This window comes from Marinobacter sp. OP 3.4 (genome assembly GCF_036224885.1).
In the GTDB taxonomy this organism is placed as follows: Bacteria; Pseudomonadota; Gammaproteobacteria; order Pseudomonadales; family Oleiphilaceae; genus Marinobacter.
The window spans coordinates 102,083-121,668 of record NZ_JAVVLT010000032.1 but is presented as its reverse complement, the minus strand read 5'-3'; the positions used below and the strand labels follow the sequence as shown (position 1 = coordinate 121,668).

General features: G+C 60.6%; 18 protein-coding genes. 12 read left to right on the top strand and 6 right to left on the bottom strand.

Annotated elements, in window-relative coordinates:
* Positions 1-54 precede the first annotated feature (54 nt).
* Entirely contained in the window at positions 55-327 is a 273-nt protein-coding gene (locus RO069_RS05665) for a hypothetical protein (RefSeq protein WP_328185851.1), read from the bottom strand.
* Between the two features lie 121 nt (positions 328-448).
* Between RO069_RS05665 and RO069_RS05660 the strand changes: the two genes are divergently transcribed.
* Positions 449-1,663 (top strand): serine hydrolase domain-containing protein, encoded by a 1,215-nt coding sequence (locus RO069_RS05660; protein WP_328185849.1) that lies wholly within the window; start codon positions 449-451, stop codon positions 1,661-1,663.
* On the opposite strand, the gene RO069_RS05655 is transcribed toward RO069_RS05660, so the two are convergent.
* The 3 genes from RO069_RS05655 to RO069_RS05645 form a co-directional block, all read right to left on the bottom strand.
* Complete coding sequence (locus RO069_RS05655) at positions 1,644-2,834, bottom strand: HD-GYP domain-containing protein (protein WP_328185847.1); 1,191 nt, start codon at positions 2,832-2,834, stop codon at positions 1,644-1,646. The genes RO069_RS05660 and RO069_RS05655 overlap by 20 nt on opposite strands.
* A 255-nt stretch (positions 2,835-3,089) precedes the next feature.
* Positions 3,090-3,755: an AbiTii domain-containing protein gene (locus RO069_RS05650; RefSeq protein ID WP_328185846.1), complete on the bottom strand. Its 666-nt coding sequence runs from the start codon at positions 3,753-3,755 to the stop codon at positions 3,090-3,092.
* Positions 3,756-3,951: 196 nt separating this feature from the next.
* A complete protein-coding gene (locus RO069_RS05645) occupies positions 3,952-4,713 on the bottom strand; it encodes a Crp/Fnr family transcriptional regulator (protein ID WP_328185845.1) in 762 nt (253 codons plus the stop codon).
* 326 nt (positions 4,714-5,039) lie between these two features.
* Between RO069_RS05645 and RO069_RS05640 the strand changes: the two genes are divergently transcribed.
* The 3 genes from RO069_RS05640 to RO069_RS05630 all read left to right on the top strand — a co-directional run bounded on the left by RO069_RS05640 (position 5,040) and on the right by RO069_RS05630 (position 8,065).
* Complete coding sequence (locus RO069_RS05640; protein WP_328185844.1) at positions 5,040-5,897, top strand: response regulator; 858 nt, start codon at positions 5,040-5,042, stop codon at positions 5,895-5,897.
* A gap of 238 nt (positions 5,898-6,135) precedes the next feature.
* The gene (thpD, locus tag RO069_RS05635) at positions 6,136-7,047 is read left to right on the top strand and encodes an ectoine hydroxylase (protein ID WP_328185842.1); all 912 of its coding nucleotides are present in this window, start codon (positions 6,136-6,138) and stop codon (positions 7,045-7,047) included.
* Between the two features lie 142 nt (positions 7,048-7,189).
* Positions 7,190-8,065: a diacylglycerol/lipid kinase family protein gene (locus RO069_RS05630; RefSeq protein WP_328185841.1), complete on the top strand. Its 876-nt coding sequence runs from the start codon at positions 7,190-7,192 to the stop codon at positions 8,063-8,065.
* 10 nt (positions 8,066-8,075) lie between these two features.
* Here the strand turns inward: RO069_RS05630 and RO069_RS05625 are convergent, their stop codons facing one another.
* Both RO069_RS05625 and RO069_RS05620 read right to left on the bottom strand, forming a co-directional pair.
* Positions 8,076-8,903 (bottom strand): hypothetical protein, encoded by an 828-nt coding sequence (locus RO069_RS05625; RefSeq protein WP_328185839.1) that lies wholly within the window; start codon positions 8,901-8,903, stop codon positions 8,076-8,078.
* Positions 8,904-9,155: 252 nt separating this feature from the next.
* The gene (locus RO069_RS05620; protein WP_328185837.1) at positions 9,156-10,373 is read right to left on the bottom strand and encodes an acyl-CoA dehydrogenase family protein; all 1,218 of its coding nucleotides are present in this window, start codon (positions 10,371-10,373) and stop codon (positions 9,156-9,158) included.
* A 253-nt stretch (positions 10,374-10,626) separates the two neighbouring features.
* Between RO069_RS05620 and gabT the strand changes: the two genes are divergently transcribed.
* From gabT to RO069_RS05580, 8 genes are all read left to right on the top strand, one after another.
* Positions 10,627-11,901, top strand: a complete 1,275-nt coding sequence (gene gabT, locus RO069_RS05615; RefSeq protein WP_328185835.1) for a 4-aminobutyrate--2-oxoglutarate transaminase — start codon at positions 10,627-10,629, stop codon at positions 11,899-11,901.
* Positions 11,902-11,928: 27 nt separating this feature from the next.
* Positions 11,929-12,834 (top strand): LysR family transcriptional regulator, encoded by a 906-nt coding sequence (locus RO069_RS05610; protein WP_328185834.1) that lies wholly within the window; start codon positions 11,929-11,931, stop codon positions 12,832-12,834.
* 220 nt (positions 12,835-13,054) lie between these two features.
* A complete protein-coding gene (locus RO069_RS05605; protein ID WP_328185833.1) occupies positions 13,055-14,209 on the top strand; it encodes an ABC transporter substrate-binding protein in 1,155 nt (384 codons plus the stop codon).
* A gap of 86 nt (positions 14,210-14,295) precedes the next feature.
* Positions 14,296-15,348 carry an ABC transporter ATP-binding protein gene (locus tag RO069_RS05600; protein ID WP_328186199.1) on the top strand — a complete coding sequence of 351 codons (1,053 nt, stop codon included), beginning with the start codon at positions 14,296-14,298 and terminating at the stop codon, positions 15,346-15,348.
* Positions 15,348-16,295, top strand: coding sequence for an ABC transporter permease (locus RO069_RS05595; RefSeq protein ID WP_328185832.1), 948 nt, complete (start codon positions 15,348-15,350; stop codon positions 16,293-16,295). Before RO069_RS05600 ends, RO069_RS05595 begins: the two co-directional genes overlap by 1 nt.
* The gene (locus RO069_RS05590; protein ID WP_328185830.1) at positions 16,285-17,103 is read left to right on the top strand and encodes an ABC transporter permease; all 819 of its coding nucleotides are present in this window, start codon (positions 16,285-16,287) and stop codon (positions 17,101-17,103) included. Before RO069_RS05595 ends, RO069_RS05590 begins: the two co-directional genes overlap by 11 nt.
* A gap of 68 nt (positions 17,104-17,171) precedes the next feature.
* Positions 17,172-18,599 (top strand): gamma-aminobutyraldehyde dehydrogenase, encoded by a 1,428-nt coding sequence (locus RO069_RS05585; protein WP_328186197.1) that lies wholly within the window; start codon positions 17,172-17,174, stop codon positions 18,597-18,599.
* A gap of 100 nt (positions 18,600-18,699) precedes the next feature.
* Positions 18,700-19,497: a thioesterase family protein gene (locus RO069_RS05580; protein WP_328185829.1), complete on the top strand. Its 798-nt coding sequence runs from the start codon at positions 18,700-18,702 to the stop codon at positions 19,495-19,497.
* The last annotated feature ends 89 nt before the right edge of the window (positions 19,498-19,586 follow it).

The window sequence follows — 19,586 nt, the reverse complement described above, 5'->3', positions numbered from 1 at the left end:
TATATATACAGTGTTCGATGGTACGCGCAGGTCCGTTTCCCCGCAATGCCGGCGTTATTCGTTTTGCTTCTGTTTCAGGAACAGCACGATCGCCGGCGGCATATGGGCCACGCCAAAGGCGGTCAGGAAGGCCGCCAGGCCACCGCCTTCCTCGGCTCCCATGTAGACCCCGGATACCACCCAGCCAAAGGCCACCGCCACCAGGACCAGCAGCCCATGGCCGACCCATCGCCGGGGAGAGGGCACCTGGCGGGACAGTTGCCTGTGGGCGTAGCCGGCGGCACCCAGGGTGACGACCAGCAAAAGGAGGGTAAGAACAACGCGCAAGGGCTTCTCCTGTCAGGTGGTATGGAATAAGCTGCCTTTAGTCTGGACTATGGTGGCGGATCCGGGTCGGTTCAACGCCGCCTATCCCTCAACGTCATCTCAACAACAACAGGAACCGTTCATGGCAGAATCCAATGTTGTAGCAGGCCTTTCGCTGGACCGCCTGGAAAATATCAGTCACCACCTGGACGAGAACTACATCCGCCCCGGCAAGCTTCCCGGGGCGGTGACGCTGGTTGCCCGCAAGGGCGAGGTGGCCTGGGTCAATGCCCAGGGAATGATGGATGTGGAACGGAACAAACCCGCCCGGCGGGACACCCTGTTCCGGATCTACTCCATGACCAAGCCGGTGACCTCCATCGCCATGATGCAGCTCTACGAACAGGGGCGGTTTCTGCTGGATGACCCGGTACACAAGTATATTCCCTCCTGGAAACACCTGGGTGTCTACGACAGTGGCATCCACCCGAACTTCGTCACCCGCCCGGCGGCCACCACCATGACCATCCGGGACCTGTTCACCCACATGTCCGGGCTGACCTATGGGTTCCTGTTCCGCAGTAATGTGGACGCGGCCTACCGGGCCCTGAAGCTGGATGGCGGCAAGGACCTGACCCTGGACAAACTGGTGGAACACCTGGCGGAGATGCCCCTGGAGTTCGACCCGGGTACCGCCTGGAACTATTCCGTGGCCACCGATGTGCTGGGCTACCTGGTCCAGAAACTGTCGGGACAGCCCCTGGACGATTATTTCCGGGAGCATATCTTCGAGCCGCTGGGGATGTCGGATACCGGTTTCCGGGTACGGGATGACCAGATCGACCGTTTCGCGGCCTGCTACCTGTACCAGCCCGGTGATACCATGAAACTGCAGGATGACCCGGAAACCTCCCGCTACCGGCAACAGGCCAGCTTCCTGTCCGGTGGGGCGGGGCTGGTGTCCACCGTGGATGACTATTTCCGGTTTGCCCAGGCCCTGTGCCAGGGCGGGGCCCTCGACGGGCAGCGGATCATCGGTCGCAAGACCCTGGAGTTCATGCGCACCAACCACCTGCCCGGAAACCAGGACCTGCCCGGCCTGTCCATTGGCGCCTTCAGTGAGACACCCTATGAGGGGAACGGTTTCGGCCTTGGCTTCTCGGTGAAGACGGATGTGGCCAAGTCCCGCACCAACGGGTCCGCCGGGGAATACGGCTGGGGCGGTCTGGCCAGCACCAATTTCTTTGTGGATCCGGTGGAGGAGATGGTCATGGTATTCATGACCCAACTGATACCCTCATCCTCCTATCCGATACGGGAGGAGCTGCGGGCGATGGTCAACGGGGCACTGGTGTAGCGCTGCTGTTCGCGGTGCTCAGGCGGCGGATGTGCTCCGCCAGACTGAAACCGGCGCTGCCGTCCGGTAAGGCGCGATTGATGGCGCAGGCACCCTGGCTGCCGTCGGTGGGCTGTTCACTCAGGTCAATGGGGCGTGGTTCACACAACTGGCCGTCGCGGTCGAGTACCACCTCCACCAATGGGTGCAGCTTGTGCTGCGGGCTGGTGGCCAGCACCACGGCCACTTCGCCGGTGTCCAGTTCCACCAGGCTGCCGGGCGGATAGATGCCGATCATGCGAATGAAATCCGCCACCAGCGCCTTGTCGAACTGGATGTCCCGGTAGCGGTAGAGCACCCGCAGGGCATCGGACGCGGGTATTCCCTTGCGGTAGGCCCGGTCACTGGTCATGGCGTCGTAGGCGTCGACAATGGTGATAATGCGGGTAGTCCTGCCGATGTCCGCCGCCGGCAGGGCGCGGGGGTAGCCACGGCCGTCCAGTCGTTCGTGGTGGGACAGGGCTGCCTCACGAACTTCCGGTTCCAGCTCATGGTCCGAGCCGAGCAACTGGAAGCCATACTCCGCATGACGTCGCATCCGCGCCCATTCATACCGCGTCAGGGCCCCGGGTTTGTTGAGGATTTCCGGGGCAATGCGCATCTTGCCCACATCGTGCAGCATGCCGCTCAACCCGAGGATTTCCAGATCTTTACCGGGTAGCCCGAGGTAACGCCCGAAGGTAATGGCCAGTAGCCCCACCCGCACGCAGTGTTCGGCAGTATAGGAATGCTGGTCACGGATGCGGGTCAGCCAGAACATGGCGTTGGCGTTGTTGGCGATGCTGCTGACGCAGTTGCGAACGATCTCGCGGACTTCCCCGAGGGAGGTGTCACGGTTGTTGGCGACATCGTGGAGGAGGGTATCCACGTAGTCCCGGGCCTGGTGGTAACGCCGGGATGCCTGGGGCAGTTCTTCCGACAGCGGGCGCCTGACGCGGAAACCCGGTGCCGGACTGGCGGACCGGGGCGTTGGTGCCGGCTCCCAGGGCATGTCCACGCAACCGGTTTCCTCAATGGTGATCCACTCGCAGTGGTCACACAGGATATCCACCTGTTCCTCGCTTTCGATCACAAAGTTCTGGAACAGGAGCGGCACTTCCTCCCAGGGCCTGTCGAGTCCTACCACATGCATACCGACAGTCGCCCGGACGGCGGGGATATCCACTTTTCGTGTTGTGGGTACCGAACGGGATCCGGCAACCGTTGGTGACATCTTCCCTTGCAGGCGCATTATGCGGCCACCTATACGATCAAATATGTCCCCAGTATAGGTGGCGAATGCCCGCAAATCGTCATGAAATGCAAAACCGCAGCCTTTTGGTAAGGCTTTTGACACCTTTATCACATTTCATATGAGGCCGTTCCCGCCGTGGCGACACGAACCTGGCTAACCCGCCCGACCGAACATCCTCTCCAGGAACCCGGCCTCACGGACATTGGGAACGGGCAGGGACTCCAGGGAGTCCATGGCCTCGCGCCAGAACCGGACCGGATTGTCCAGGCAGGCGACCTTTTCCTTCTCTTCCCGGGTAAAGGTGTTGTGGTCACCGGTCAGGCCGGCGTCCAGGATCGCCCGGGTCCACAGGTACAGGCTGCCACGGATGGTTTTCAGCACCTCGCAATAGGTGCTGCGGCTGATGTTGATGGCAAGTTCCGCCGACAGGTTGATCTTCTGTTGCAGGTCCAGTAACTGGTCACCCGGCAGGGCAATGCGGTGGCCGTTGCCCTTCTTGCAGTTCAGGCAGGTCTGCTCCAGGTTGGTGATGTCATCCCGCAGGTCCAGGTGGCCGAACTGACGCACCTGCTGCTGGTCGATGGGTGCCGGTATCCAGCCATACTGGGGCGACCTGGCGACGATATGGCCGTTGACGTCGTGGCGGTAGGCGGGCAATTCCGCCGTTGTGTCGTATCCTTCGAATTCCGCCCGGAGCCAGGTGGCGATGTTCCGGTGGCGCAGCATCATTGCGAGGGTGATGGCTGAAGGCATGATGTCGGCCAGGTGTTCGCTGGCATCGACAACACGCTCCTGAAGATGATCGACAGGTGCTGACATGTGTAACTGCTCCCGTGCCGGATGGTGGTTATTTCCGGCCTATTGTTGTTGTATATGGGTAAAATCTAGACGCAGTCTCGTCTCGCGTCTGTTTGATAAAAGTAATGACCAGGTAACAGTTTGTATACAGGGGTGTGACTTTAAAAGCCATTACCGTCTGATTAAGGCACTTGATGTATAAATTCATAAAATCGGCTCAGGCGAGTTGTGTCGGATCCGCCGTGTCCAGCATCCTGAGCATGCCGTCCACGTCTTCCTCCAGGTACTCGGGATCGAACCCGGCTACCTCCACCAGGCTGTCGCGATCAAGCAGGGTAACCCCACCGGGACCCATGGACACCCTTTGCTCCTGCTTGAGCTCGCTCAGGGTCCGGTTGATGTGAACGCTACTCAGGCCGAGGGCGTCGGCCAGCAATACCTGGGTCAGTGGGAGGTGGTTGCAGTCATGAACATCGATACAGGCCTTGTCCAGCCGGTGTGCCATTTCCAGCAGGAAGTGGGCAACTTTCTCCCTTGCTGTCCGGCGGCCGAGGTTGATGAGCCGTTCCACCAGGATGGCCTGGTCACGGGCGGAGATCATGAAAAACAGGTTGCACAGCAATTTCGAGCTCTCGAAGACCTCCGCCAGTCGTGACTTCGGAAAGGGACACAGACTGGCATCGGTGATAACCAGCAGATTGGATACCCGTCTGCGGAAGGCAAACTCCCGCAGGCCGATCACATCCCCCGGTACGTATACATCAAGCACCTGTCTGGAGCCGTCGGCCATGTTACGGTATGTGCAGGCCCAGCCGTGGCGCACGGTGTAAAAGTGGTCGGTCACCTCGCCCTGCTGCCACAGCACGGTATTCCTGGCGTAGTCACGGGGGCTTTTCTCGAGTGAGTTCAGTAGTTCCTGGTCTTCCGGGGATAGCTCGGCGTAATGCTGGAAGTGGCGGATTATGCAGCTTGTTGTCATGGTAACCCCGTTCTGGTTGTTGAATGGTCCACCGATTTCATAATTCTGTAGAGTTCCTCTTCCACACTCTATTACAAACGGTCCATAATCCCGGAAGGAGAACCACGAAAAGCCGTCACCATAACCTATGTTATGTCGCACCTTGAGTGGGGGTGTTAGTTTGTGTGGAACATTTTTCATGGTTTGGACATGTTATCTGCCCCAGGAAGAGTGGGATTCCCACCGATAGTCTCCGGTTCAGACAGATAGCTCCTCCATTGTCGAGAGTGGTCAGGGATGCTGCGGTTTGACGCACTCCCTGACCGACCCGGAGGACAGTGATGGGTATGGCACGCAGAAAATCCGAGCTCGGCACCCCTCGCGAGTCGTTCGCGCCGGAGCATCTCTGGCGTCTGTTTCGCCGACTCCCCTGGGTCAGGGGCGCGCGGGGATTTCGGCTGGTCAGTTACTCGGTTGTGGTATTGGCGGCCGTGATGCCGGCGCTGGTCTGGAACAGCCTTAGCGTGCCCGGTGATACCTGGAATGAGCCAGCGCTGCCGTTCCACGGCCCCGTGGTGTTGATTGGTGGTATCCTGGTACTGGAGACGGCGCTGATCTTCTGGGTCAAGATGCTGCAATTCGGCAACGAGCGGGTATGGCGGCGCCGTAAAGCCGGCGACCCATCGAGTCCGTTCCCATCTCCCGCTCCTGTCTCCCCCCATGGCCACGACCTGCCGGATCCTGCCGAGCAGGAGCCTGCCGATGGCGGCATGCCACGTGTGCTGGTGGTTGATGACGACCCCATCAATCGCATGATTCTGCGCAAGCAACTGCTAAGGCTCAACGTGGAGCCGGTGAGCGCCGCTGATGGCATGGAGGCCCTGGATACCGTTCAGCGGGGGCATTGGGACATGATCCTGATGGATGGCCAGATGCCCCGGCTGGATGGCCCCGAGACGGCCCTGGAAATTCGTCTGAGGGAGCTGTTGCCGGCGGATGTTCCGATTATCGGCATTACCACCAATGATACGCCGGAATTCCGGGAACAGTGTCTGCGGGCCGGAATGCAGGCCTGCTATCACAAGCCGGTGCGCCGATTTGTTATCGAAAAACTGGTGGACTTCTACATCCGGCAACGGGTGGCGGAAGAGCCCGGCAATATCCTCGATCGAACGTTCGCCCCTTCCGCCCAGTCGGCATCCTGAGCCGGGTCATCCAGGGTCCGGCGTACTTCCTCCCGTTAACCCTACTGACATTTACCGGGCGTCTGCCGCCTCATTAATCTTTTGAAATATCGACGTTTTTTATTGGTGAATCAGGGGCGTCATAACCTGTGTTATGAATACCTTGATTCCGTCGGTGTTACGTTCCCTTACATTCTTCCGGGCCCGACCCCGACTTCGGGCGCCGGATTTATTCATCAGGGAATGTGGAGTGGTCACCATGCTACAAAGAACCGATTTCTACCCAACCCGGGACGATTTTGTCCCCGACATGTTTCCCCGCCGCGAGCCGGTTGTTCACCGCTCGGGCCCGGGCCGGGAATGTGGCCCGCTGGACAGGCGTCAACTGGAAGCGTTCGAGCAGGACGGCTTCCTCTGGTTCGAGGGTTTCTTTCCAGAGCAAGCGGTCACGCCTTTCCTGGAGGAGCTCAGAACCATGGCGAGACGACAGGATGTGACCGACCTGGAGCAGGTCGTCATGGATGAGGAGCGGCAATCGATTCGTTCCGTCTTTGCCATGCACGAGCTGTCGGCCGCCTTTGACCGCATGACCCGGGACCCCAGACTGCTGGACATGGTCCGGCAGATCCTGGGGTCGGAGGTTTATATCCATCAGTCCCGGATCAACAGCAAATCAGGTTTCTGCGGCAACGGCTTCGAGTGGCATTCCGATTTCGAGACCTGGCACAGCGAGGATGGTATGCCCGGGATGCGGGCGGTGAGTGTGTCCATCATGCTGACGGAGAACAACCCGTTCAACGGGCCGCTGATGTTGATTCCGGGCTCCCATCATCAGTTCGTGCCCTGCGTGGGGCAGACGCCGGAAAGAAACTGGAACGGCTCGCTGAAACACCAGCGCGTCGGTCTGCCCTCCAGATCGGACGTCGAGGCGCTGACAGACGGCCGGGGTATCCATGCGCCCACCGGACCGGCAGGGTCACTGCTGCTGTTCGAGTGCAATACCCTGCACGCGTCCAACCGGAACATGTCGCCATGGCCCAGGGCCAACCTCTTCTTCGTCTATAACAGTGTGGATAACCGTCTGGCCCAGCCCTTTGCCGGCACCTCGCCCCGGCCCGCCTACCTGGCCGCAAGGACGAATCAGAAAGCATTGATTGACAGTCGTCCATAGCGATACGGCCCGTTAACCAACTGTCACCTCCGATGCCTGAAGATCGGGTAACCTGTACGGGGCATGTCATTGTCCGACGCTGAACCGGACGGGCACGAGCCGCAAAATCCACAGGTCCCGGTGGGGGACTTCCGGAGGGGTGATGACAGACTGGTTGCTGGCCAATCCCCATGCTGGGGCGGGTGAACGCAATGCTGATTTCTGGCGAGGCTACCTTGAACAGGCCGGCGTGGCACTGGGCAGGACCTGCGACCTGGACAATCTCGACTGGGTCCGGGAGGTGCGCAGCGGTGACCGCATACTGGCGGCCGGTGGGGATGGGTCGGTTAACCGGGCCGCGGGCATCTGTCTGGATACCGGGGCCTCCCTGGCTGTCCTCCCCTCCGGTACCGCCAATGACTTCTTTCGCAACCTGGGCATCGACCCCGATCCGGAGGCCATCTGCCGGGCGCTGGTGGACTATGGCCCGCAGCCGGTGGATGTAAGCCACCATGACCATGGCCTGTGCCTGAATGTGGCCCATATAGGCCTGGGCACCCTGCCGGCCCGGGACGCCAACTCCAATGGCGATGCCAAGAAGTTTCTGGGCCAGTTCAGTTACCTGGCCTCACTGTTCAGGCGTCTGTTCACCCGGCGTGGCTTTCGCGCCACCATCGCGACGGATACGGCCACGGTGGCGGGCCGCTGGTTATCCATTGCCATCGCCAACGGAGCCTGGTTCGGCGGTGGTACCGAGGTCCCTGGCGCGGCACTGGATAATGGTCGCCTGGTGGTGATCGCGGTACGACCGGCTTCCCTGGTCAGCCTGGCCGGTGCCTTCATCACGACGCGTCTGCTGGGGCGAATGCCGAAAGATACGAAAACGGTGGTGGAGATGAGCTGCCCCTGGTGCCGGGTAACCAGCCGCCGGTCCAAGACGGTGACCGTGGACGGAGATGTGGTGGGCCATACCCCCCTGGAAATGACCTGTCGTCCCGGGGAGCTGCAGGTGATCAGAAGGCCGGCGGGGCAGGTGTGAGGCCCGGGTGTCAGTACCCCGAATAGGCCTCGGGGTGCCAGCCGGCAAACGTCTCGCCCATGGTTTCCGGTTCCGGCTGGGCCTCCGGCGCGGCCAGTTCGGCGGTCAGGCGGTGATCCCGGATCTCCTGTACCACCAGGTCAAAATCCGGTTCCATGCGGACTCGGGTATTGGCGCGGGGCTGGTTGTCCTTGCGTAACACCGGGAATTCCTCCGCCAGCGCACCGCAGACCCGCAGCAGGCTGATCGTGGGTGCTCCGTGATTGAGCCATGCCATCTCCCGGAGCTGCTTCCACTGGATCGGGGCCTTGTCGTGCAGGCGGTAGATAACGCCGGCATTGTTGGCCGGATCCGCCGGGATAACCACCAGCCGGGCGGTGGGAATCCGGCTCTGATCGAACAGGGAACCACTGCCGAAGCGTGGCTTGATGGTCAGGCAAAGCTCCGGAAACTGCAGGTTCAGGTGTTCAAGCTGGGCCAGGAAGAAGGCGCCGATACCCGGTTCGATAAACAGGTGCCCGTGGAGGGGGACCCGGTCCAGGAATATCCCGTCACCGGTATCGCGATAGCTCTGCAGAGCCAGCATCGGGATCATCTCCCGTACCATGGCGCTGCGCAGGGCCCTCGGGTGGTCTCGAAGCCGGGACGATAGTTCGATGGCCAGTGGCCGGCAGGATTCCGGGCAATAGCGGAAGCGTCCCAACTGCCGTTCGGCGGTACTGTAGCGAACGGTGAAGTCCTCACCGGACCGGAGGGTGCCGTTGAAGTAACGATCGTTGCACAGGTCGAACAGCGCCTGCAGGTTATTACAGGGAATGGGGTCGGCGCCGGTCAGCATGGGCGTCGTCCTCCGTCTTGTGGGATTACACGGAATTATAGTGAAGTGTAGTTAATCCTCAGTGGCTATGCCGTAACAGCGAGTAACGCTTTGTGTCCCGGAATGCATGTCGTGTGTAGGGAAGTGCCGAGATAAGGTCAGGAAATGCGGCTATCTTGCAAATACGGAGCGTTTGGCGATGGATGTTTTGAGTGTGGTGGGATGAAAGGAGGATGATGGCCCGACCGCGGAACGGTCGGGCTTTGTGTCCGTTTATCGGTAGTTCTTGAGCACTTCCTTGGCGATGGCGTTGCGGTGCACCTCGTCGGGGCCGTCCGCAGTGCGCAGGTGGCGGGCATAGACCCACATGTCGGCCAGCGGGAAGTCCTCGGTGTAGCCACCGGCGCCATGGGCCTGGATGGCCCAGTCGATCACCTTCAGGGCCATGTCAGGGGCGGCCACCTTGATCATGGCGATCTGCTGCTTGGCGACCTTGTTACCCACCAGGTCCATCATCTGGGCGGTCTGCAGGACCATCAGGCGGGTCTGGTCAATCGCAATACGGCAGTCGGCGATGCGTTCGCGCCACACGCCCTGGTCGGCCAGGGTCTTGTGGAAGGCGACCCGTGAGGTCAGGCGCTGGCACATGATGTCGAAGGCCCGTTCGGCCTGGCCAATCACCCGCATGCAGTGATGGATACGACCCGGTCCCAGACGCCCCTGGGCAATCTCGAAGCCCCGGCCCTCACCGAGGATCAGGTTGCTGGCAGGCACGCGGACATTGTCGAACTGGATCTCCGGATGACCCTTGGGGGCGTGGTAGTAACCATAGACCGGCATGTCCCGGACAATGGTGACCCCAGGGGTGTCCTTGGGCACGATGATCATGGACTGCTGCTTGTGGCGGTCGGCATTGTCCGGGTCGGACTTGCCCATCACGATGAAGAACTTTGTTTCCTCGCCACAGCCGCCGGTGATAAACCACTTGCGACCGTTGACGACATAGTCGTCGCCATCCCGCTGGATGCGGGTCTCGATGTTGGTGGCATCACTGGAGGCCACGGCCGGCTCGGTCATGGCAAAGGAGGAGCGGATCTCGCCGTTCAGCAGGGGGGTCAGCCAGGTCTCCTTCTGCTCCTCGCTGCCGTAGCGGGCCAGTACCTCCATATTGCCGGTGTCCGGGGCGGCGCAGTTGAAAACCTCGGAGCTCCACAGGACCCGCCCCATGATCTCGGCCAGGGGAGCGTATTCCAGGTTAGTCAGACCAGGGCCATATTCTTCCTCTGGCAGGAACAGGTTCCACAGGCCCTGGGCCCTGGCCTTTTCCTTCAGCTCGTCAACGATGGGGACCTTGGCATACGCGCGGCCACGTTCCTTGTTGGCGGCCTTCTGCTGCTTGTAGGTTTCTTCGTTGGGGTAGATATAGTCATCCATGAACGTCAGCAGTTGCTGGCGCAGTTCCTTGACCTTGTCGGAATACTGGAAATCCATGATTTGCCTCCCGGGTATCTGGCAGTGATTGGTGGGCCTGAGCAGCGGAAGCTGTTCGGCGTCTGTTCAGTGGGATCACTATGAAACTGGCTGCTGGATGAATCAACTGAATTATTCTGATTGATCAGTATAAGTTTTGTTTATTAATAAGGTTGCCGCATGGCAATTCCGTCCGCCGGGGTGGCAAGGGGGGGCTTCCTTCGACCATACTGAGACAACATCCAACCTATCCTGAACAGATCAGAGGCGACGCATGACCAACAAAGAATTGCAGCAGCTGAAAGAGCGGTATGTGGCGGCCGGTGCAGCCAGCCCCAACGAGCAGTTTGCGGACCACGCCCGTAACGCTGAACTGTGGGACGCCGACGGCAAGCGCATGATCGACTTTGCCGGCGGTATCGGTGTGCTCAATATCGGCCATCGTCATCCGAAGGTGGTGGAAGCGGTCAAGGCCCAGTTGGACAAGCTGATGCATACCTGCCAGACCGTCATGCCCTATGAAGGGTACGTGAAGGTGGCGGAAAAGCTCAGCCAGGTGGCGCCGGTCCGCGGCCATGCCAAGGTGATGCTCGCCAATTCCGGTGCCGAGGCCCTGGAGAATGCGCTCAAGATAGCCCGCGCGGCGACCGGCAAGACCAACGTGATCTGTTTTGATGGCGGCTACCATGGCCGGACCTTCATGACCATGGCCATGAACGGCAAGGTGGCCCCCTATGCGTCCGATTTCGGCCCCATGCCCGGTACGGTGTTCCGCGCCCCCTATCCGGTGCCCTACCACGGGGTATCCGAGGATGAGGCGCTCCGTGGATTGAAGATGGTCCTCAAGACCGATGCCAACCCCAGGGATACCGCAGCCATCGTGATTGAGCCGGTCCTGGGGGAGGGCGGCTTCTACCCGGCGCCGCCGAGCTTCCTGAAGAAGATCCGCGAGATCTGCGACGAACACGGCATGCTGATGATCGTGGACGAAGTGCAGAGTGGCTTTGGCCGGACTGGCAAGCTGTTTGCCATCGAGCACAGTGGTGTCGAGCCGGACATCATGACCATGGCCAAGAGCATGGCCGACGGCATGCCCATTTCCGCCATTGTCGGCACCGACAAAGTGATGGACGCTTCCGGCCCCAACTCCCTGGGCGGCACCTACACCGGCAGCCCCACCGCCTGTGCTGCGGCCCTGGCGGTGATGGAGGTGTTCGAGGAAGAAGACATCCTCGGTAAGAGCCAGGTCCTTGGCAACAAGCTCGCCAAGCGCTTTGCTCAGTGGCAGGAGAAGTTTGACCATGTGGACAACGTGCGCAACCTCGGCCCCATGGCCGCCATCGAACTGGTCACCGACAAGCATGACTGTGAGCCCCGGGCCGACCTGGCCGCCAAGGTGACCGGCTATGCCAAGGAGCACGGCCTGATCCTGCTCAGTTGCGGCATGTACGGCAACACCATCCGCTTCCTGATGCCGGTGACCATCGAGGATGAGGTGCTGGAGGAAGGTTTGCAGATTGTTGAGGACGCGTTGGCATCCACCGACTGATCCCGGACGACGGTCAGGCCCCTGCCAGTGAGCTTTTCCTTCAGACAGTTGCGGTATTTCGTTGCGGTATCGGAGATCGGTTCGGTTTCCGGTGCCGCACGGGATCTCGCCGTATCCCAATCCACTGTTACGGAAGCCATCAAGGAGCTGGAAAGCGATCTCGGGGTGGTCCTGCTGGAACGGCATGCCCGGGGTATGGGGCTGACCCACAAGGGGCATGCGTTTCTGCGCCATGCCAACCGGATTCTGGCGGAAATCAGTTACGCCAGGGGAGTGTTTTCGGAACAGGAGCAGGTCACCGGAACCCTGCATGTCGGTGTCACGTCGATCGTGGCGGGCTACGCCCTGCCGGATCTCCTGGCACGCTACCGGCGGGCTTTTAGTGGAACCGGCGTCCAGGTGGTGGAAGACGCCCCGGAATACCTTGAACACTACCTGCTCAATGGCGAACTGGATGTCGCCATACTGATCCTCTCTGCCCTTCAGGAACGCTCTGCCCTCAACACGGCGGTGATGGAAACATCACCCTTCCGGGCCTGGTTACCCATGGGGCATCGCCTGGCCAACGCGCCGGAAATTGACCGCGACGTTCTGCTGGAAGACCGCTTCATCCTGCTCAACACTGACGAGATCCGACTGGCAACTGCAGACTTGTGGCAGCGGGCGAGCCGAAATCCCCGCATGGCCATGCGAACGTCGTCGGTGGAAGCAGTGAGAAGCCTGGTAGCGACCGGAGCCGGTGTCTCCGTGCTGCCGGACCTTGTCTACCGCCCCTGGTCCCTGGAAGGAGACCGCATTGCCGGCGTCAACGTGGCGTCTCCGCTACCACCGGTGGAGGTTGGGCTGGCCTGGCGCCGTGGTGCCAAGCCTTCTGATGCCGCCCGAGCGTTTATTGATCTGGCCCTGGAGGAACCGGCCCTCCGCCATCGCTGACCACCCAAGCGTCCTTTCGGAAAACCCGATCACTCAATACCCTCCTGTTTTGCGTTGCATCCCACTACGTGATTTTACCTATAAATATCGGAATAACCGATATATGTTTTCTGATTTTATTTATGGCGATAGCTGAGGTGATTTCTATACTCGAAATGACCATCCGTATTCATGTCGCCATGAAAGACATGGTGAGCCCACACAGCTCGGGAGAGGAATCATGAAAAAGATAATGGTGTCGATGCTGACCACCACATTCTGTGTTGCCACGCTTGCCTCGGCAGCGGATATGAAAAAATCTGTCGGCGCAGGCGAGGGTGCGGTGGATATCGTGGCCTGGCCCGGCTACATCGAGCGTGGTGAAACCGACGAGAACTATGACTGGGTGACCGGATTCGAGGAAGAAACCGGATGTGAGGTAAGGGTGAAGACGGCCAACACCTCGGACGAGATGGTCGCCCTGATGAACGAGGGTGGCTTTGACCTGGTGACGGCCTCCGGTGATGCCTCCCTGCGGATTATATACGGCGACCGGGTACAGCCGGTGAACACGGACCTGATCCCCAGCTGGAACACCATTGATGACCGACTCAAGGATGCACCCTGGCACACCGTGGATGGCGTTCACTATGGCGTTCCCTATCAGTGGGGAGCGAATGTGCTGATGTACAACACCGAGGTGTTCGGGGACCAGCCGCCCAAGAGTTGGCAAGTGGTGTTCGAGGAAATGACCCTTCCGGACGGCAAGTCCAACAAGGGGCGGGTCCAGGCGTTTGATGGGCCAATCTACATTGCCGATGCCGCGCTGTATCTAAAAAAACATCAGCCGGAACTGGGTATCGAGGATCCGTACGAACTGACCCAGGAGCAATACCAGGTGGCTCTGGACCTGTTGCGGGAGCAACGGAAGATCGTGGGGCGGTACTGGCATGATGCCTTTGTACAGATTGATGATTTCACCAACGAGGGTGTTGTCGCATCCTCCGCCTGGCCGTTCCAGGCCAACATCCTGAAAGCTCAGGGGCAACCTGTCGCCACGGTCATACCGGACGAGGGTGCCACCGGCTGGGCGGATACCACCATGATGCATGTGGATGCTCCCCACCCCAACTGCGCCTATAAGTGGATGGAGCACTCGCTTAACACCCGGCTGCAGGGGGACCTTGCTTCCTGGTTTGGTTCAGTGCCGGTGGTGCCGGCCGCCTGTGAAGGCAACGAACTGCTGGGTGAGAAAGGCTGCGAGACCAATGGCATGGAGAATTTCGAGCGTATCAGTTTCTGGCGTACCCCGGTTTCATCCTGTGGGGAAGGCAAACAATGCGTGCCCTACTACCGCTGGGTAACCGACTACATCGCCATCCTGGGTGGCCGGTAAGCCAGTTGAGAGTTCCATCGTCCCACCCTGCTGGGTGGGGCGATACGCATCAGGAGAGTTTCATGCCAACCACGGTCCGGAAACCCATGTACGACACGGAAAAAGACGAGGTGAGCCCCGACCCGGCTGAACAGGTCAGTGCGGTGGAGCTGTCGGGGGTCAGCCGGCATTTTGGCACCGTTAAGGCGGTGGACCAGGTGAACCTCGACATACCCGAGGGGGAGTTCTTTGGAATGCTGGGGCCGTCCGGATCCGGCAAGACAACCTGCCTGAGGCTGATCGCGGGGTTCGAGCAGCCCACGGCCGGTCACCTGAAGATCTTTGGCGACATGGTGGACGGCCTTCCGCCCTATCGCCGCGCCGTTAACACGGTTTTCCAGGACTATGCCCTGTTCCCCCATATGAATGTCATCGATAACGTGGCCTACGCGCTGACGGTACGCGGGGTAGGGCGCCATCAACGGCATCGTCAGGCCATGGAGATGCTTGAACTGGTACGCCTGGGCGGGTTTGCGAAACGCCAGCCCGCGCAGTTGTCCGGCGGGCAACGCCAGCGGGTTGCCCTGGCCCGGGCCCTGATAGGAAAACCCAAGGTGTTGCTGCTGGACGAGCCCCTGGGGGCCCTGGACCTGAAACTGAGGGAGCAGATGCAGGTGGAACTCAAGTCCCTGCAGCGGGAACTGGGCATCACCTTTGTGTTCGTCACCCATGACCAGGGCGAGGCCCTGTCCATGAGTGACAGGGTGGCGGTCTTCAATCAGGGGCAGGTGGTTCAGGTGGGTACCCCGGAAGACATCTACGAGAGGCCCGAGCATCGTTTCGTGGCGGATTTCGTCGGTTCCTCCAACATACTGGAGCCGGAGCTCTGCCAGCGTATCGGTGCTCCCGAGGGGGTGTGGAGTCTGCGCCCGGAGAAAATCCACCTGGCCGACCAGTCGGTGTCCCGGGAGGATGGTGTAGTCACCGTATCCGCCACCATCAGTCACGTGCAGTACCAGGGCTCGGTGCGGCGGTGTGTGCTGTCCGTGGCGGGGCACTCGCTGTCCCTGTCGGTTCCCTCGGCGGTGGGTGGACTGGCTACCGGGCAGTCGGTCTATGCCCGCTGGAATCTGGACGACATGCACAGGATGGTGCCGTGATGGCTGACGATGGCATGGCAATCAACCAGCCGGCCGACGGTGTACTGGGCCGGGTATCCGACCTGCTGTTCCGGCGACCGGGACTGTTGCTGGCCATCCTGCTGGGGCCGCCGCTGATCTGGATTGGCGTGGTCTATGTCGGGTCGCTGGTGGCACTGCTGGTGCAGAGCTTCTATTCGATTGACGAGTTCTCAGGTCGCATCGTCCGGGAGTTTACGCTCAAGACCTACGCAGAGCTGCTGCGTCCCTCCAACCTCGATATCGTGTTGCGCACGGTGCTGATGGCCGCGTCGGTGACCCTGGCATCCGCGCTCATAGCGTTTCCCATCGCGTTCTATGCCGCCCGTTTCGCCCGTGGGTGGATCAAGGGGCTGTTCTTCATTGCCGTCATGCTGCCGCTCTGGTCCAGTTACCTGGTAAGGGTCTATGCCTGGAAACTGATCCTTGCCAATGAGGGCGTGCTCAACTGGAGCGTCGAGAGGGTGGGGCTCACCCCGCTGGTGGATGCGTTGCTATCCATGCCGGTGATTGGCGGGCCCTCGTTGTCGTTCAGTTATATCGGCACCTTCCTGGTGTTCGTCTACCTGTGGCTGCCGTTCATGATCCTGCCGATCCAGGCGGCGCTGGAGCGGGTGCCAGGGTCCATGCTGGAGGCCTCGGACGACCTGGGGGCCCGGCCCGGGCAAACCTTCCGCAAAGTGATCTTCCCGCTGGCCCTGCCCGGTATCGTGGCCGGCTCCATTTTCACTTTCTCGTTGACCCTGGGGGACTATATCGCGCCCCAGATCGTGGGTTCCTCGCGACTGTTCATTGGCCAGGCGGTTTACATGCACCAGGGCACCGCCGGCAATCTGCCGATGGCAGCAGCCTTTTCCATGGTGCCCATCGTGGTCATGGCCATTTACCTCTGGATTGCGAAAAAGATGGGGGCCTTCAATGCGCTTTAGGAAGAGCCGTTCGGGTGCGCCGCTGAAGCTGAAAATCGGGGCGGTGGCAGGTTTACTGTTCCTGCACCTGCCCCTGTTGCTGATCTTTCTGTATGCCTTCACCACCGAGGAAAAGAGCTACCAGTTTCCGCCCCCGGACTATACGTTGAAATGGTTTGCGGTGGTCTGGGATCGGCAGGATATCTGGGATGCGTTCGGCCTGTCCCTGAAAATCGCGTTGATCGCCACCGGCGCGGCCATCGTGCTGGGTACCCTGGCGGCGGGGGCCGTTGCCCGCACCCGGTTCTTTGGCCGTGAAACCGTGTCACTGCTGATTATCCTGCCCATCGCGCTTCCCGGGGTGGTAACCGGTATTGCGTTGCGCTCGGCCTTCGATATCGCCGATATTCCATTTTCCTTCTGGACCATTGTGCTCGGTCACGCGACCTTCTGTGTGGTGGTGGTCTACAACAACGCGGTGGCAAGGCTCCGGCGTACATCGCCCTCCCTGCTGGAGGCCTCGCTGGATCTGGGGGCGAATGGCTTTCAGACCTTCCGGCATGTGCTGCTGCCCAATCTTGCCACCGCACTGCTGGCGGGCGGCATGCTGGCCTTTGCCCTGTCCTTTGACGAGGTCATTGTGACTACCTTCACCGCAGGACAACAAACGACCCTGCCCATCTGGATGCTCAGCGAATTGGTACGTCCCAGGCAGCGACCGGTGACCAACGTGGTGGCGGTGTTCGTGGTGATTATCACTTTCCTGCCCATTCTCATGGCTTATTACTTCACCCGCGGCGGCGAAGCGACCGCCGGGCAGGGTAAGTGACAGGCAATTCAGGCTAACAAGGAGATTTCCCCATGTCCCAGACAGGTAATGCAAGTGGTGCCCAGGCCCTGGATACCCGTTTATTGATTGGTGGAGACCTGGTGGCCGGAAACGGGCCGGAGGAATCCATACTCAATCCGCGTACCGCCGGGAAGATCATTGATCTGCCCGAGGCCTCCGATGATCAGGTCAACCAGGCAGTTGCCGCGGCCCGCAAGGCCTTCCAGGGCTGGTCGAGAACCACGCCGGGGGAGCGTTCGCTGCTGTTGCTGCGGCTGGCGGACCGGATTGAGCAGCACGGCGAAACCTTCGCCCGGCTGGAGGCATTGAACTGCGGAAAACCGTTCCATATCGTGCTGGCGGAGGAGATCCCGGCGGTCGTGGACTGCCTGAGATACTTTGCCGGTGCGGCCCGGTGCATGCAGGGAAGCGCGGCAGGAGAGTATATGACGGGTCACACCTCGATGATCCGCCGTGACCCGGTGGGTGTGGTCGGTTCCATTGCACCCTGGAACTACCCGCTGATGATGGCGGCCTGGAAGATCAGCCCGGCCCTGGCGGCGGGCAATACCGTTGTGATCAAGCCGTCGGAGCAGACGCCCCTGACCAGCCTGTTGCTGGCACGGATCGCCGCCGAAGTACTGCCTGCCGGCGTGCTCAATGTGATCACCGGTCGGGGGGAAAGCGTGGGTACATCCCTGGTCTGTCATCCGGATGTGGACATGATCTCGCTGACAGGGGATATCGCCACCGGCAAGAAGATACTCACCAATGCCGCCAAGGGCGTGAAACGGACCCACCTCGAACTGGGTGGCAAGGCCCCGGTACTCGTATTTGATGACGCCGACCTGGACGAAGTAGTCGAAGGCATCCGCACGTTCGGTTACTTCAACGCCGGGCAGGACTGCACGGCGGCTTGTCGGATATACGCCGGAGCGGGGATCCACGACCAACTGGTGGAGAAGCTGACCGATGCGGTTTCCACCATCCGCTACAATCAGGGCAATGACGATGACAACGAAATTCCTCCCCTGATTTCCGAGCGGCAGCGGGACCGGGTAGCCAGTTTTGTTGAAAGGGCGGCGGAACAGTCTCACATGGAAGTGGCCGTAGGCGGTCGTATGCCTGATGGAAACGGCTTTTACTACGAGCCCACACTGATCACCGGGGCGCGACAGGATGATGAGATTGTCCGTCGGGAAGTGTTTGGTCCGGTGGTGTCCGTTACCCGGTTCACGGATGATGACGATGTTGTCACCTGGGCCAACCAGTCAGAATATGGCCTGTCGTCATCGGTGTGGACCAGGGACATTTCCAGGGCCATGGATGTCTCGTCACGCTTGCAGTATGGCTGCACCTGGGTGAACTGCCACTTCATGCTGGTAAACGAAATGCCCCACGGTGGCATGAAGCAGTCAGGATACGGAAAAGACATGTCGTCGTACTCTCTTGAAGATTACACCACTGTCCGCCATGTCATGATTCGGCACGGCTAGTCGCCGTAATTAACACAGGCAGTGGATTTCCTGTACAGGTACGGTATTCTCGGGATCAAGTTCAAACCTTTTTATCCCGAGGACACTTGGAATTCAGGATATGTCAGAGACCGGTCACGAAGCTGTGTTTTTCCGCGAGGGCGACGTTTTTGTGCCCACGGAACTGGGGCGCGGCCCCTGGAGTCCGGACGCACTCCACGGGGGCGCGCCGGCGGCACTGTTGGCGGGCTATGCCGAGGAGCAGGTGGGAGACCCGGACATGCTGTTGTCGCGGCTGACCATGGAGCTGGTACGCCCGGTTCCCATGGCGCCGCTGGCCATCCAGGCCAGCATGGGGAAGGGGCGCTCGGTCCGGCGAGTGGAAATGACCCTGACCAGCGGTGATACCGTGGTCGCCCGTGCCGTGGCCCTGTTCCTGAGGGCCGAGCCACTGGGCATCGAGCCGCGTCTGGGAGGCCATCCGCTGCCGGGCCCCGACCGGTGCCATGAACCCTTCGTGATTCCGGGCATGGAGCAGGTGACCTCGTTCCACTACACCGCCATGGATATCCGCGTGGCCCATGGCCAGACTGTTGGTCCTGGCCCGGCTGCCGGCTGGTTCCGCATGCAGTACCCGCTGGTTGCAGGGGAGAGTGTCTCCGCCGCCATGCGTGCGGTAGCCGCGTCGGATTTTGGCAACGGCCTTAGCTGGATTCTTCCCTTTGACGAGTACACCTTTGTGAATACGGACCTGACCGTGTACCTGCATCGCCATCCGAGGACCGAGTGGGTTGCCCTGGATAGCCGAACGGTTATCGAACCCAATGGTATCGGCCTGGTCCGTTCGGAAATCTATGACGAACAGGGCCGTATCGGGACCGCTCAGCAGAACCTGCTGGTGCGCGCCCGGCAGGCCTGAGGACCTGTTACCGGACCCTGACCAAACCGTCATTGAAAGGCCATCACTTTACCTTGCCGGACCCCGTCGACCATGGCATAAACGGGCCT